Genomic DNA, 14,143 nt, shown 5'->3' with positions numbered 1-14,143 from the left:
CATTGACCTGGCCCGCGTCAGGGCGCAAGCCGGTGAAGCCATCACGCGGGGATGCCGAGTCGGCCATGTCTCCATTCGGGAGCGGTCGGCCTGTACGTCCTTGTCTTGTCGTGAATCCTGGCGGTGGCGCGGCTGCGCCTTGGGCTTCATGGCCACAACCTTGCAGCGCCAACAATTTCCCCTGCGCTGCGCGCATTCCTCGCGGGCCAAATTGTAGGCGCTTCCAGGTTCTCCACGGTGTTGCGACCGCTGCGCGGTGCGGCCAGCCCATCCCCCGCCGGACGGATCACAACAAGGACGCACTGGCGCGACCTTGATTCACCCGAAAGGAGAAATCGCAATGGCTAACATCGGCACCTTCACCGCAGACAAAGACGGCTACACCGGCACGCTCCGTACCCTGACGCTCAATGTCAAGGTCAAGCTGGTTCCCAACGACAAGGGCAACACCGAGAGCGCTCCCGACTTCCGCCTGCAAGCGGCGGGCCACGACTTCGGCGCGGGGTGGAAGAAAACCAGCGAGGCCGGGCGGGATTACCTGTCGGTGGCCATCGACGATCCTTCGTTCCCGGCGACGGTCTATGCCCGTCTGATCGAAGGCGAGAACGGCACGCACGACCTGATCTGGTCGCGCAGCAAGCCCAAGGCGGCCTGACGGCCGCCCGCAGCGCCCCGCCCGTTGCGGCGGGGCATTTCCTCCCAGCCGCTATGTCTCGGCGGCTTGAACCCGGCTTTCCGTCTCGGCCATCAGCACCGCGGTACTGCATTCCAGTGCACCGGCGATCTTGAAGATGATCGCCAGGCTCGGCGCATGCTCCCCACGCTCGATCTTGCCCATGTGCGAGCGCTCAATCCCGGCCAGGTTGGCCAGCGTCTCCTGAGCGATGCCGCGCTCCGTTCGCAGCGCACGCACCGCCGCGCCGAAGGCTTGGGCCAGTTCGGCATCGAAGGTGGTGGAGCCGGCCGGTCGGCCGCGCTGGACGGTTCGCTTCTGCATAGACAGAAGCGTCGATTCGCAGCACAATTAAAACCACGTTATATTTAACTCATTCATCCAATTTCGCCTGTATTTGTGCCTCTACGGAAATCCGTATCGGCGGGTTTCCTCCAAACCGGAGAGCCTGAATCGAGTCTTTCCTGACTTCCGCACATACGCCTTCGTGCCTTTACACTTTTGTGCATGCGTGGTCATGCGCTTCTGTGCTTTCGTTGGAAGGCCGGAAAGCGTCTCGGCGGTTCTGCGCATCCGTGGGAGTGCAGCCATGAAACAGCTCATCACCACCGACGACCGCACGCGCTTGCTGGCCAACGGCCAGGCCCGCGCTGGCGGACAGGACACCGATCCGCTGCCCGTGGTGCGGCTGTTCACGCCGGATGCGCACGCCATCTGGCTGCTGGTGTCGCTCGATCCTGCGGATGGCGATACGGCCTATGGCCTGATCGACCTTGGCATCGGGATGCCGGCGCTGGGCACGGTCAAGCTGTCCGATCTGGCGTTCATCGTCGGGCCGCGCAAGCAGCCTGTGATGCGCGATCATTACTTTCAGGCGACGCGACCGCTGTCGGAGTACGTCCGGCTGGCGCAGGAAAACGGTTCGATACCGGACTGATCGAAGCCTGTGCGGCCTGCCGCGACAGGCTTGCGCAGTCCGTCCGGCCGGAGCGTATTGTGACTATTTCCGTCTCACTCAAGACCCGCCCGGTCTGAATCCGCACTCTTGCACCGAAGCGGTGCGACCCTGCTGCAAACAGTCATGGTCTTTAGCCCGGGCTGCGGCACGGTATCGACTGCTGACCGTCAATTCCAGGCGGCGCAGCCGTCGCATTCAGACGATTTTCGCAATGCACCGGAGCCAATCGGACTTGACATCCGCAGTTTCAGCTTAACCCGATAACGATGACGTTTTGATGTTGAAACGGTAGCTCCCGCACGTCGAAAACCCTGGCGACGTTCCTGCTGACTGACAGGAGGTTGCGTCATGGCTGGCCCGAGTGCCGAACATCGAGAACACTGGTATCCCACCGCCGCGTATCTCTACACGCTGCACCTTGATGGCCCGGCCTTGGCCTGGGAATACCTGCGCCGCAATCCCGACTACCGCCGCGACTGGCTGCGCCGTGGTTGTCGGCCGGATGCGGCGCACCGCTGGGGCCTGCGCCTGCTGGAAGATCCCGCCCTGGACGCACGCGACGCGCATCCCGCCTGGTTTCCCGATCACGATGCCGTGGTGCAGCTTTATCCCGATGCCGATCCGCCGCCCGAAGCCTATGCCTTCGAATTCTGGCGCGTCCCCGGTCGCAAGCACCTGATCCATGACGGCAAGCGCCTGGTGCTGGTGTCGCGCTGGCCCGGCTGCTGCCTGCGGCTCGCGCTGGCGCCGGGCCTGGAAGACGGCATGGCCTATCTCTACGCCACCCGCGCCTGCGCCATGCCCTGCGCGCGTTATCAGGCCCTGGTGGCCGAACTGGACAAGCTGACGGTGCTGCCGGACTCCGTGCCTGCGGCAGCGGCCCGTTCCCGGCCCACGCTCGCAGCGGTGCAGGAACTGCACACCTTGCAGGCGCTCGACGCGACCCTGGCGGGCGCGTCCTTGCGCGAGGTGGCCGAAGGGTTGTTCGGCGTGGATGCCGTGGCCACCGACTGGCACGCCGACAGCGCCTTGCGTGCCCGCGTGCGGCGGCTGGTGCGTCGTGGCGAGGCGTTGATGCGCGGCGGCTATCGCAGTCTGGCGCAGCTTGGGCCAGTTGTATCGTAGTGAGGGGGGACGTTTTGCCTCCCCTGCAATTCGTCCCTTAGCAGGAAGCCTGAATTTCTCGAAAGTGCCTCCATCCGGCTGCGTGGTGTGGCCGGGCTTGATGGAGGTAAATCCCATGCGACCCGCTCCCTTGCGGCCCTCTGTAACCGCTCCTTCCGCTGTTGTCGCTGCGCCCGCACAGCCCCAACGCTATCTGACCAACGACGAAGCCGCCGACTACCTGCGGCTGTCGCCCCGCACGCTGGAAAAACAGCGCGTGATCGGCGGCGGCCCGAAGTTCCGCAAGTTCGGCCGGCGCGTCATGTACGCGGTGGCCGATCTCGACGCCTGGGCGGATGCGCGCAGTTTCGATGCCACCTCCGACCCGGAATACGCCGAGCGCCATGCGGGTGACTACCGTGACCGCCGCTGATCGCAGGTTCAGGGGTGGCCGCCGTCATGTCCAGTCCCGCGCTGCCGCCCCGGCAGCGTCCGCTGCAGGAGCGCGAACAGCTCGATCTGTTCCGCGCCTTGCCGGGCGACATGGCGCCGCGCGACAGCCAGGACTTGATGGCCTATCCGTTCTTCTCGCTGGCGAAATCCAAGCGGGTCAAGCCCATCGACTTCCGGGCGGGCAACGTGACGATTCGCGTGGAGGGAACGGCCGAGCACGGCATCGCCACGATTTGGGATGCAGACGTGCTGATCTGGGCGGCTTCGCAGATCGTGGAAGCGAAGGACGCGGGCCTGCGGCCGTCGCGGCTGATGCACGCCACGCCCTACGAGATCCTGCGCTTCATCGGGCGCGGCACCGGCTCACGCGACTACCAGCGCCTCAAGGCCGCGCTCGACCGGCTGCAATCGACCACGGTGGCGACCTCCATCCGCGAGACCACGGGAAGGCGGCTGCATCGCTTCTCATGGATCAACGAGTGGAAGGAACTGGCCGACGCCAGCGGCACGCCATTGGGCATCGAACTGATCCTGCCGGACTGGTTCTACGCGGGCGTGCTCGACGCGGCCTTGGTACTGACCATCGACCCGGCGTATTTCCGGCTCACAGGCGGCATCGAACGCTGGTTGTACCGCCTAGTGCGCAAGCACGGCGGCAGGCAGGAATACGGCTGGCAGTTCGATTTTCGCTACCTGCACCAGAAATCCGGCAGCACCGCCAAGCCCTACGACTTCGCCTGCGACCTACGCGCCCTGGTCGCGCGGCAGTCGCTGCCCGGTTACGTCCTGGGCATCGAGCGAATGCCGGACGACGGGACGGAGTTATTGACCTTCCGGCCCGTGCCGTCTACGGCACGGGGATAACTGGTGGACAAGCTGTGAATAGTGTCGTGCTATCAGGCGTGCGGGGTATCGTGCTATCAGGCGTGGCCCTATCGTGCTATCAGGCGTGCCAATCGGCCGCAAACCCGCGCCAGCATTGGGTTTGCGCGCCCTCTAACATACCTAACTTAAATTCTCTAACTTTTAGTAGAGAAGCGCCGTTTCGGTGGACAACTGCCGAAAGGCAAAAAGCGCCGCCCATCCGAAGGCAAGAACAGCCCCAACACCAACCCCGTTCGGCAAGGCAAAACCACGCTGGCTTTCCAGATCGGAGGGCCGCGCCATGATCGTCGCCTTGCTCAACCAGAAAGGCGGCGTGGGCAAGACCACGCTCGCCACGCACATTGCCGGGGAGCTGGCGCTGCGCGGGCAGTCGGTCATCCTGCTGGATGCCGACCCGCAAGGTTCATCGCTGGACTGGACGCAACGCAGAAGCCAGCAAGGCTTGCCCCGGCTGTTCAGCGCCGTGGGGCTGGCAAGGGAAACCCTGCACCAGGAAGCCCCAGAACTCGCCAGGCGGGCCGATCATGTCGTCATTGATGGCCCACCCAGGATTGCCGCCTTGGCGCGCTCTGCGCTGCTGGCGGCCGAGCGGGTGCTGATTCCGGTGCAGCCCAGCCCCTATGACCTGTGGGCCAGTGCCGAGATGGTGGCGCTGATCCGTGAGGCGCAGGTGTTTCGGCCTACGCTGCGCGCGGCCTTCGTCATCAACCGGCGTATCAGTACCACGGTGATCGGTCGGGAGGCGCGGCAGTCGCTGGCCGAACAACCGCTGCCGGCGCTGCGCGCCGAGGTTCGGCAAAGGATCGTCTTCGCCGACAGCGTGGCCGCTGGCCGGCTTGCACGCGAGACGGCGCCGGATAGCGCCGCCGCACGCGAAATCACGGCCCTGGTGGACGAACTGCTGCGGTGGCTGACATGACAGCGAAGCCACCACCACGGAACAGCAAACGCACGGCCAAGCGCGTCGGTATCGGTGCGCGCCCACCGGCGAATCCGCACGCCGAGGCGTGGATTCGCCAGGGCGACGTCGATGCGCTCAACAAGGGCGACCTCTATACGGCTCGCCTGACGCTTGACGTGACGGCTGCGATGCGCGCGCGCATCAAGATCGCCGCCTTCGGCCAGGGCGTGACCGTGGCCGAACTGCTGCGCGGCCTGCTGGAACGGGAGTTTCCCGAGAACCGTACGGAGAACACGCCATGACCGCATCCGTTTTGCCTGCCGCGAACGCGGCACCGGCTACGCCGTTGCCTGCGCTTTCGGCACTCGCCGGGCAGGCCGGCAACGTGCCGCTGACGTGCGTTTCGCTGGCCTATTTCGAACATCGCTTCAAGCTCTATCTGCGCTTCGGCGAACACGCGCGAACACTGCGCCTGGACGACTGGCGACGCTGCGCGGTGTTCCTGCCGGGCGCGATGCTCTGCCGTATCCGCTGGCAGGCCAACGACTACGGCACGATCCGCTGGCAGCTCATGGTGATGCAGGCATGCACGCCACTGGACGCCATGCAGCGCATTCCCGGCGTGCAGCCGGGTGCGCTCCTGCTGCTGCATGCCGAAGGCGATGCCTACGTGCGCGCCGTGCTGGAGCGCATCGACGCCATCGAGGCGCTGGGCATCGCCGCCATCGACGTGTCGCCCGCGTACTGGCGCACGCTGGGTAACCGTCTGGCGGCGCGCCTTGCGCTGCCCGAATACACCACCGAGCGGCACGCCGCCTGGCTGACCGGGAGGGCGCTGCCATGACTGTCCATTCCATCGCCGCGCGCACTTCCGAAGCCGCGCCGCATCCTCGCTCGCGCCTGCGCGCTCGCATCGCGCTGGCGGGCTTCGCCGCCGTCGGCCTTGCTGCGCTGGCCTGGGCAGCATTCGTGCAGCCGCTGCCGCGTCTGATCTACAACCCATCCGACAGCGTGCCGGTCGGTTGGTATCGCGTCGAACCGCTCGATCATCGGCACGACTTGCTGCCACATCCGTTGCCTGTAGGCAGCATCGTCCTGATCCGATTGCCTGCCGGCGCTGCCGCGCTCGCTGCGCAGCGCGGCTACCTGCCGGAACACATTCCGCTGCTCAAACGTGTGGGGGCGGTCGCGCCGCAACACGTCTGCATTGTCGCTGGGCAGGTTCGCATCGACGGCGTGCCGGTGGCCGCCGCACTGTCTACCGATCGGCTGGGCCGGCCGCTGTCATTCTGGCCGCAGTGTCGCCGCCTTGTGCCTGGCGAACTGTTCCTGTTGAGCGTGACCAACCCGGCGTCGTTTGACAGCCGCTATTTCGGGCCAGTCAGTGCATCCGCCGTGATCGGCGTCGCGCACCCGGTTTGGTTGGAGACACGCCCATGATGGTCGCCGATTCGCTACATGCTGCCGTGCACCTCATCGTGCCATCGGGCATACCGTTCCGGCTGCTGCCGCCATGTCGTCGCGCGTGCAGTGCGGGTGCATTCGCACCGCACTTCGCGCTGCCTTCGGCGCAGCCGTCCAACGTGCAGGCGTCTTGCCTCGAACGCGCCCAGCCTGCTGCCATCGGCGTGTCCCTCTGTGCGTTCGCCGGCGGGCTGGCTGCAAGCAGCGCAGCGCCGCCGGGCCGCCGACGCCTGGAGCACCAGCGACAGGCAAAGGCGGAAGGCAAGACAAAAGGACGCGGCACCGGGCCGCGTCGAAAGCCTGTCTGCACATGGGGGGAACGCAGCACGGAGCGGCTTCGCCGCCGTGCCGCGTTCGGCGCGAGGATCGCGCCAATGCAGGCATGTCCGCGTGCTTCGCACGACCGGCCACGCCCGAGCTTGCAGGGAGCGCAGCCATGACCGACCGCCGCGATGATGATTTCCGGGTGCGCCCCAGCGCCCCGAAGAACCGGGGCAAGGGCCAGGGCCAGAGCTTCGTTTCCAAGGTGCTCAAGCAGGCTGGCAAGGCCAGCAGCGGCAAGTCGGCGGTGCGCCGTCCTGGGGCGGCCGGCACCGGCCAGCGTCCCGGCTCGCGCCTCGGGCGCGGCCACACGGCAGCGCGCTTCGCCGGGGCGACGCTGACGCCCATGTCGCGGCGCGTGACCATCAAGACGCTGCTGGTCAATCACCAACGGGCCAGCCCGCAATCGCTCGCCAAGCATCTGCGTTACATCGAGCGCGACGGCGTGGGCCGCGATGGCGAATCGGGCCGGGCCTATGGGCCGCAGACTGACGAAGCCGACCTCGGCGCCTTTAAGGAGCGGGCCGCCGACGACCGGCATCATTTCCGCTTCATCGTCTCACCGGAAGACGGGGGCGAGCTGGACGACCTGCGCACCTACACCCGGCATCTGGTGAACCGCATGGAAGCCGACCTGGGAACGCGGCTAGATTGGGTGGCGGTCGATCACTGGAACACCGACAACCCGCATACCCACCTGATCGTGCGAGGGCGCGACGACACCGGCAAAGACCTCATCATCGCGGGCGACTACATCGCCCACGGCTTTCGCCATCGCGCCGCCGAACTGGTGACGGAGTGGCTGGGGCCGCGCACCGAACTGGAGATCCAGCAGACCTTGGGGCGCGAAGTGGAACAGGAGCGGTGGACGAGCCTCGACCGCACGCTGCAGCGCGAGGCCGACGACGACGGCCGGGTGCGGATCGAACGCTTCAACGAACCCCGGTTGCAACGCCAGCGCCTGTTGCTGATTGGCCGGTTGCAACGCTTGCAGCGCCTGGGCCTGGCCGACGAGGTGCAGCCCGGCACCTGGGTCGTGCATGCGGACGCGGAGAAGACCTTGCGTGCCCTGGGCGAGCGTGGCGACATCATCCGCACCATGCAGCGCGCCATGAGCGGCCAGCCGCGTGAGCTGGCGGTGTTCGAGCCGGGCGACGATGGCCGTACCGTCATCGGCCGCGTGGTTGCTAAGGGGCTGGCCGACGAGCTGCACGATCGCGGCTATCTGGTCGTCGACGGCACCGACGGCAAGGCCCACTACGTCGCGCTGAATGCCCGCGACGAGCTGGCGAACTATCCCACCGGCGCCGTGGTGGAGATACGCGGTTCCGCCGAGGTGCGCGCCGCCGACAAGAACATCGCCACACTGGCAAGCGATGGCCTGTACCGCACCGATCATCACCTTGCCATTGAGCAGGGCCGCGCCAAGCCCGGTCGCGATCCGCAGGAGGTTGTCGCATCGCATGTCCGTCGCTTGGAAGCCCTGCGCCGGGCCGGCATCGTGGAGCGCGTGACCGAAGGGCTATGGAAGGTGCCGGACGACCTGGCCGAGCGTGGCCGCCAGTACGACGCGCAGCGCCTGGGTGGCGTGGCCGTGGAAATGAAGTCCCATCTTCCCATCGAGCGGCAGGCCCGCGTGATCGGCGCGACCTGGCTTGACCAGCAACTGATCGGCGGCGGCCGTGGACTGGGCGACCTGGGCTTTGGCGGCGATGCGAAGCAGGCCATGCAGCAGCGAGCCGTCTTCCTCGAAGAACAGGGGCTGGCGCAGCGGCGTGGGCAGCGCGTCATCCTCGCACGCAACCTGCTGGGCACGCTGCGCAATCGGGAGCTGGCGCAGGCTGCCAAGGAGATTGCCGCCGAAACAGGCCTGGAGCATCGCCCGGTGGCCGACGGGCAGCGCGTGGCCGGCATCTACCGGCGCTCCGTCATGCTCGGCAGCGGGCGTTACGCGATGCTGGACGACGGCATGGGGTTCAGCCTGGTGCCGTGGCGGCCGGTGATCGAACAGAGGCTGGGGCAGCAGCTCGTTGCGACGGTGCGTGGCGGGGGCGTGTCTTGGGAGATTGGGAAGCAACGTGGCCCACAGATATAAATTGCCTCAGGACATTGCATGAAAAAGGTGTCTTGCTGTCTGCAAGGAAAGATCATTTGGAACAAGTTTTTCCAAGCAGGCTGTTTATTTCTGCTTTGAGGTGATCCTCTGTTGCCACGCGCACCGGATAACCAAATGCTTTGCTAAGCGGTGTTACCACAACACTCAAAGACACCGCAATGGCTTGGTTCGATACGATGACAACACTACCCGCACAAGTTCGCTTTAACGATTCTCGGTTCCGTTTGAGCCAAAGCGCGAATCGTTTCCGGTCTTCGCCATTTGCATCATGCCCCCTGTCTGGCATCTCCCGTGTGAGCAATACGAATCTCTCCCCTTTACTCAGCAAGGCGTCTAATTGCGATTCCCAGTTAGATGGTTGAGAGGAAGACATCCATACCAACGGGAAAAGGCGAGTATCAATGTGCATAGGCTGCTTCCTTAGTGCTAGGCGACTGCATTACCAGGGGCATGGAAGGTGTTTTGCACACCAGCGATCAGAAGTTCCAAGCCGGTCAAAAACCGGCCATCGAAATCCTCTGAAAAAATGGCATCACGAGCGATCCAGTTGTTTGGATACCTCTCACGCGACAGTTCAATAAATGCCTGCTTGCGCGTGGCCAGGTCCAGCGTGCTGCCCGGCCCCAGCGCCTGTTCTTCCGTTACGAAGCCCAACACGTAATAAGTGACGCTGAAGCTGGCAGTGGCCGCGAGGTCAGCATCTGCACCCGCCTGCGCGAAGGCTGAGAGCAATGCCTCACTGGTGCGCAGTACGTTGTCCGTGACAACGTATGTCCCCGCAAACACCCGCGCGCCATCGCGGCGCTGTAGGAGAGCCTGGCGAAGCTCACTCGCCACCTGCCGGACTCGATCCGTCCATTCCTGATTCTCAGGAAGGTCGCGCGCCACATCCTGCACCAGTGCATCGGCCATGCCGTCGATCAAGGCCTGCTTGCTGTCGAAATGCCAATAGAGGGACGGTGCTTGTATCTGCAAAGCCTGGGCGAGCTTGCGCATGGTCAGGCCTTCCAGACCGTCCTTATCTAGCAGCTCCAGCGCTGCCTGGATGACCTGTTCTCGCTGGATCTTTGGGGCTTTCACGTGTGGGAATTTTCCGTTGGGCTTGAAATCTAACGGTGTTAGTGTATCATTTCAATCAAGACTAACGACGTTAGATTTGATATGAGAACGATTGTTTTATGCGGCATCTTGGCATCGAGCCTGGCAGGCTGCGCTGGCATGGATGGCCTGGACAAAGCCCCCAGGGCGACGCTGAACACGCCAACGGCCATCGGCGCCAAAGAGAGTGCGCAATCGCAATGGCCCTCCGATCGCTGGTGGGAAAACTATCAAGACCCAGCGCTCAATCGCCTGATCGAGCGAGCACTGGCGCAGAGTCCCGATCTGCGGATTGCAGGTGCGCGGCTGGCGCAGGCGGCAGCCCTGGCCGAACAGGCCGGCGCACAGCGGTGGCCGAAGATGGACATGGATGCCAGCGGGGTGCGGAAGCGGTATGCCCAGCAATACGATGCAGACGCGCCGCTGGCCGGGCACCACGGAACGACCCTCACGCTCGGCGCTGAAATTCAATACACCTTCGACTTTTGGGGCGAGCAGCGTGCCGCCTTGAGGTCGGCCTTGGGGGAAACGGCGGCGCGAAGTGCGGAAGTACAGGCTGCCCGGGTGCTCTTGACGAGCCGGCTTGCCAGTGCCTGGTTTGAGCTGGCGCAGTTGATCGCCCTGCGGGAACTGGCACAAGAGGCGTTGACGATACGCAGCCACACGCTGCGTATCGTGGAACGGCGGACTCAGGCAGGCCTTGCTACCGAAGTGGATCGCAAGCAAGCGCAAGGCGATCTGCCCGCTACCGAACTAGAGATTTTCAGTCTGGACGAGCAAATCGCCCTGCAACGCCATGCGCTGGCTGCTTTGGCGGGGCTTCCAGTGGATGCGCTGTCCGATGTCATGCCCAGCCTCAGCGCCGTGCCTGACAGCGAGTTTCCGGCAGCAGTCCCTGCCGCCCTGATTGGTCATCGCCCGGATGTGGTCGCAGCGCGCTGGCGGGTGGAGGCTGCCGCCCAGGAAATGGAAGTCGCCAAAGCGGGCTTCTATCCCAACATCAGTCTGAGCGCATTCGCGGGATTTGCCCGCCAGGGTTTATCGGTTGGCTTGTCCGACTGGCTGACTGCGGGCAGCCGAACCTATGGCGTTGCGCCTGCCATCACGCTGCCCATCTTCGATGCAGGCCGGCTGCGTGCCCGGTTCAAAGGATCAGCAGCCGAACTGGACGCGGCCATCGAAACCTACAACCAGACTTTGCTTGCTGCTGTGCGCGATGTGGCCGATCAGCTTGTCTCTCTGGATGCATTGATGCCGCAATCGAACGCACAAGCGCAAACGCTCGCGGCTAGGCAGGCTGCGTTTGCACTTGCGCGGCGGCAGTACGAAGCCGGCTTGACGGACTACCTGACGGTTCTTAACGCCCAGAACGCCTTGCTGGGCGAACGCCAGCAGCAACTGGCACTGAAAACACGCGAACTAGTCCTTGGCGTGGAACTCAACCGCGCCCTGGGTGGCGGCTTCGACGCAGCGAGTACGACAACCAACCTGGCATGGAAACACCAATGAGCACACCTGAAATTGCAACACAGCCGCGATCCTTGGCGCTGCGGCTTGCCCCCTGGCTAGGATGCGCTGCCGTCATTGCTCTGGTCATTCTGGCAACCACCCAGTGGGGCGATTGGACCAGCAGCCGAACCATTCAGACGACGCAAAATGCCTATGTCAAATCCGATATCGCGGTGTTGAGTGCCAAGGTATCGGGCTATGTCAATGCGCTACCTGCGGGCGACTACCAGACCGTCCATGCCGGAGAGCTGATCGTGCAGATTGACGATGGTGACTATGAACTGGCCGTGTCGGCAGCGCAAGCGGCCCTGGCCAAGGTGCAAGCGAACTTCGACAATCTGGATGCGGAAATGGCCCAGCAGCGCGCGCGCATCAATGAGTCGCAGGCCAATGTCCGTGCGGCCGAAATCCGGATTCGGCAGTACCGGAGCAATCCTGCGCGTCAGGCCGAACTGGTCAAAGAGGGGGCACTATCTCGCCAACTATTCGAGAACGCGCAGGCCGACTTGGATCATGCCGTGAGCCAGCGTGAGGCTGCCGCTGCACAAGCTGAATTGGCCAGACGATCACTGGACGTTCTGGAAGGCCAGCGGAAACTTCGGCAGGCAGATGTGAACGCTGCCATCGCAACACTTGAAACAGCCAAACGAAACCTTGGCTATACACGGATTGTTGCGCCGTTTGACGGCATACTGAACAAACGGCACGTGCAAGCTGGTAGTTTGGTCAATATCGGCACGCAAATCGTATCTCTTGTTCCATCAAGGCCAGCCTACGTCATTGCCAACTACAAAGAAACGCAGCTCGCGCACGTAAAGCCGGGTCAGCCTGTTGTCGTGACTGTCGATGGCCTGCCAGGCCGGCACTTCCGTGGTCGGGTTGCTGAAATCGCACCCATGAGTGGAGCAGAGTCCGCGCTGCTGCCGGTGGATAACGCCTCGGGCAACTTTACGAAGGTCGTGCAGCGGATTCCGGTTCGCATCGAACTGGAGCCAGGACAGGACGCACTCGACCGGCTACGCCCGGGAATGTCAGCGGAGACGCGCATCGACACCGAAGGCGAAACAGTCGCCGTCTATGCGACAGCAGCGGTAAAAACGGCGCAATTTGCTGCTATCGCGGGCCGAGAGGCCGATTGATCATGGCCTTTTCCCGCCTGTTTTCCAACACGCCTATCCCGCGTCCGGCGCTCACCGTGGCGGCAATTTTTCTTGGTGCTGTCCTAACAACGCTGCAAGGACGCCTGTTTTCTGCGGCATTACCGGATTTGCGCGGGCAGTTCGGTCTGGACGTACTGGAGGCGGCTTGGCTGGGGACGGCGCTCAATGGCGCGCAACTCGTCACCATGCCCATCGTTCCCTGGCTTGCTACGGTTATTGGGCCAACACGTGTTCTCGTCGCACCGAGTCTGTTGCTGGGTTTTGTAGTGTTGGTAATTCCAGCCTTCGCACACCACTACCCGATGCTGATGTTCCTGCATGCCACAGCGGGACTATGCCTGGGAATCTACCTGCCCCTGACCATTTCCCTTGGATTGCGCAGCGCGCATCCTCGATTCTGGCTGGCGGTCATGGCGGCCTACAGTTTAAGGGTATCCACAGGTATGGACGCGGGATACGGTACGTCCGGCTTTCTGGTTGAAGGCATCGGCTGGCATTGGGTGTACTGGATCACAGCGATAGCAGGCCCATTGATTGCCTTGCTGACATGGAAAGCCATGCCACTGACACCGGTTGATCGTGCCCAGTTGAAGCAAGCGGACTGGGGAGGTATGGCTTTGTTCTGCACGGGGTTAGTTTTGTTCTTTATCGGTATTGAGTCCGCTGAGCGATTGGGGTGGGCAGATTCGGGCCTAGTCGTATCTACACTCGTGGGCGGAGCAGTTCTGTTCTGCACAGCCGTCATGCGTGCTATTCGCCTGAAAGGTTCGTTTGCACAGCTAATTGCATTCGCAAACCGCAACATCTTCATCTGCCTAGTGATCGCTTGCCTGTTCGGCGTATTGATGACGCCATCATCCCTGCTGATACCGACGTTTCTGGCCCAGATGGGTGGCTTGAAGCCGATGCAGGCCGGGACAGCCACATGGATCGCTTTCGCAGCCTACCTTGCCGCGACGCCTTTGGCGATTTATCTCGGAAGGCGTTTCGAGCCTAGGCTTCTAATTATCTGCGGATTGACCATAATTGCCACGACTGCGTGGCTAGGGACACATATCAATCACAATTGGCGCGTTGATCAGTTCGTCATGATGCTGATCCTGCAATCGCTGGGTGAGAGCCTCATGCTGATTGGGCTAATCGCGGCTTTTGTTACCAACCTGAATCCGCTGCATGGCGTCGCGCTAGGCGCTTATGTACCGATCGCCCGGGTTCTGACGCCCGTGGCCGCGGGCACGATCATGACCGCTTGGCTGCGGACGGCTGCGGATATGAGTCGCACAAGTTTGGGTTCGTATGTCCCGGCAGGCGATCCGTGGGTCATGGAGCGGGCCGCGTCTGGGGTAGCTGGTATTGCGCAGGTGCTGGCACGCGAAGCGCAAGTCGCGGCGCATATCAGCGGCTACCAGTTCGTATTTTGGTGCAGCCTGCTGTCGATCTCTTTGGCTGTCATGATTCGCTCGTCGCCGCCAAACCCGATTGCGCCACCACTTCTATAGGT

General features: G+C 63.5%; 17 protein-coding genes. 13 read left to right on the top strand and 4 right to left on the bottom strand.

Annotated elements, in window-relative coordinates:
- Positions 1-340 precede the first annotated feature (340 nt).
- Positions 341-655 (top strand): DUF736 domain-containing protein, encoded by a 315-nt coding sequence (locus ACEW7X_RS12045; RefSeq protein ID WP_420177251.1) that lies wholly within the window; start codon positions 341-343, stop codon positions 653-655.
- A 51-nt stretch (positions 656-706) separates the two neighbouring features.
- On the opposite strand, the gene ACEW7X_RS12040 is transcribed toward ACEW7X_RS12045, so the two are convergent.
- Positions 707-997, bottom strand: coding sequence for a helix-turn-helix domain-containing protein (locus ACEW7X_RS12040; protein WP_420177250.1), 291 nt, complete (start codon positions 995-997; stop codon positions 707-709).
- A 265-nt stretch (positions 998-1,262) separates the two neighbouring features.
- Between ACEW7X_RS12040 and ACEW7X_RS12035 the strand changes: the two genes are divergently transcribed.
- The 4 genes from ACEW7X_RS12035 to ACEW7X_RS12020 all read left to right on the top strand — a co-directional run bounded on the left by ACEW7X_RS12035 (position 1,263) and on the right by ACEW7X_RS12020 (position 4,052).
- A complete protein-coding gene (locus ACEW7X_RS12035; protein WP_420177249.1) occupies positions 1,263-1,610 on the top strand; it encodes a DUF2958 domain-containing protein in 348 nt (115 codons plus the stop codon).
- Between the two features lie 369 nt (positions 1,611-1,979).
- Positions 1,980-2,756 (top strand): DUF2285 domain-containing protein, encoded by a 777-nt coding sequence (locus tag ACEW7X_RS12030; protein ID WP_420177248.1) that lies wholly within the window; start codon positions 1,980-1,982, stop codon positions 2,754-2,756.
- A gap of 115 nt (positions 2,757-2,871) precedes the next feature.
- Positions 2,872-3,168, top strand: coding sequence for a helix-turn-helix transcriptional regulator (locus ACEW7X_RS12025; protein WP_415816516.1), 297 nt, complete (start codon positions 2,872-2,874; stop codon positions 3,166-3,168).
- 26 nt (positions 3,169-3,194) lie between these two features.
- Positions 3,195-4,052 (top strand): replication initiator protein A, encoded by an 858-nt coding sequence (locus tag ACEW7X_RS12020; protein WP_420177247.1) that lies wholly within the window; start codon positions 3,195-3,197, stop codon positions 4,050-4,052.
- Positions 4,053-4,214: 162 nt separating this feature from the next.
- On the opposite strand, the gene ACEW7X_RS12015 is transcribed toward ACEW7X_RS12020, so the two are convergent.
- A complete protein-coding gene (locus tag ACEW7X_RS12015) occupies positions 4,215-4,355 on the bottom strand; it encodes a hypothetical protein (RefSeq protein WP_420177246.1) in 141 nt (46 codons plus the stop codon).
- Between ACEW7X_RS12015 and parA the strand changes: the two genes are divergently transcribed.
- From parA to ACEW7X_RS11990, 5 genes are all read left to right on the top strand, one after another.
- Positions 4,354-4,992 (top strand): ParA family partition ATPase, encoded by a 639-nt coding sequence (parA, locus tag ACEW7X_RS12010; protein WP_420177245.1) that lies wholly within the window; start codon positions 4,354-4,356, stop codon positions 4,990-4,992. The two genes, ACEW7X_RS12015 and parA, sit on opposite strands and share 2 nt — an antisense overlap.
- Entirely contained in the window at positions 4,989-5,276 is a 288-nt protein-coding gene (locus ACEW7X_RS12005; RefSeq protein WP_420177244.1) for a chromosome partitioning protein ParB, read from the top strand. The genes parA and ACEW7X_RS12005 overlap by 4 nt, the downstream gene beginning before the upstream one ends.
- Positions 5,273-5,818 (top strand): DUF2840 domain-containing protein, encoded by a 546-nt coding sequence (locus ACEW7X_RS12000; protein ID WP_420177243.1) that lies wholly within the window; start codon positions 5,273-5,275, stop codon positions 5,816-5,818. Before ACEW7X_RS12005 ends, ACEW7X_RS12000 begins: the two co-directional genes overlap by 4 nt.
- Positions 5,815-6,414 carry a S26 family signal peptidase gene (locus tag ACEW7X_RS11995; protein ID WP_420177242.1) on the top strand — a complete coding sequence of 200 codons (600 nt, stop codon included), beginning with the start codon at positions 5,815-5,817 and terminating at the stop codon, positions 6,412-6,414. Before ACEW7X_RS12000 ends, ACEW7X_RS11995 begins: the two co-directional genes overlap by 4 nt.
- A 460-nt stretch (positions 6,415-6,874) precedes the next feature.
- A complete protein-coding gene (locus tag ACEW7X_RS11990; RefSeq protein ID WP_420177241.1) occupies positions 6,875-8,854 on the top strand; it encodes a relaxase/mobilization nuclease domain-containing protein in 1,980 nt (659 codons plus the stop codon).
- A gap of 52 nt (positions 8,855-8,906) precedes the next feature.
- Here the strand turns inward: ACEW7X_RS11990 and ACEW7X_RS11985 are convergent, their stop codons facing one another.
- The gene (locus tag ACEW7X_RS11985) at positions 8,907-9,284 is read right to left on the bottom strand and encodes a hypothetical protein (RefSeq protein ID WP_420177240.1); all 378 of its coding nucleotides are present in this window, start codon (positions 9,282-9,284) and stop codon (positions 8,907-8,909) included.
- Positions 9,285-9,301: 17 nt separating this feature from the next.
- Positions 9,302-9,871: a TetR/AcrR family transcriptional regulator C-terminal domain-containing protein gene (locus tag ACEW7X_RS11980; RefSeq protein ID WP_420177239.1), complete on the bottom strand. Its 570-nt coding sequence runs from the start codon at positions 9,869-9,871 to the stop codon at positions 9,302-9,304.
- A gap of 165 nt (positions 9,872-10,036) precedes the next feature.
- Between ACEW7X_RS11980 and ACEW7X_RS11975 the strand changes: the two genes are divergently transcribed.
- Genes ACEW7X_RS11975 through ACEW7X_RS11965 form a run of 3 tightly spaced genes read left to right on the top strand, consistent with a single transcriptional unit; the run spans position 10,037 to position 14,141 of the window.
- Entirely contained in the window at positions 10,037-11,482 is a 1,446-nt protein-coding gene (locus tag ACEW7X_RS11975; protein ID WP_420177238.1) for an efflux transporter outer membrane subunit, read from the top strand.
- A complete protein-coding gene (locus ACEW7X_RS11970) occupies positions 11,479-12,621 on the top strand; it encodes an HlyD family secretion protein (protein WP_420177237.1) in 1,143 nt (380 codons plus the stop codon). Before ACEW7X_RS11975 ends, ACEW7X_RS11970 begins: the two co-directional genes overlap by 4 nt.
- 2 nt (positions 12,622-12,623) lie before the next feature.
- A complete protein-coding gene (locus tag ACEW7X_RS11965; RefSeq protein ID WP_420177236.1) occupies positions 12,624-14,141 on the top strand; it encodes an MFS transporter in 1,518 nt (505 codons plus the stop codon).
- Positions 14,142-14,143: the final 2 nt, after the last annotated feature.

The organism is Kerstersia gyiorum (assembly GCF_048595715.1).
Taxonomy (GTDB): Bacteria; Pseudomonadota; Gammaproteobacteria; order Burkholderiales; family Burkholderiaceae_B; genus Kerstersia; species Kerstersia gyiorum.
The sequence above is the reverse complement of the archived record's forward strand: the minus strand, read 5'-3'. Positions and strand labels throughout refer to the sequence as shown.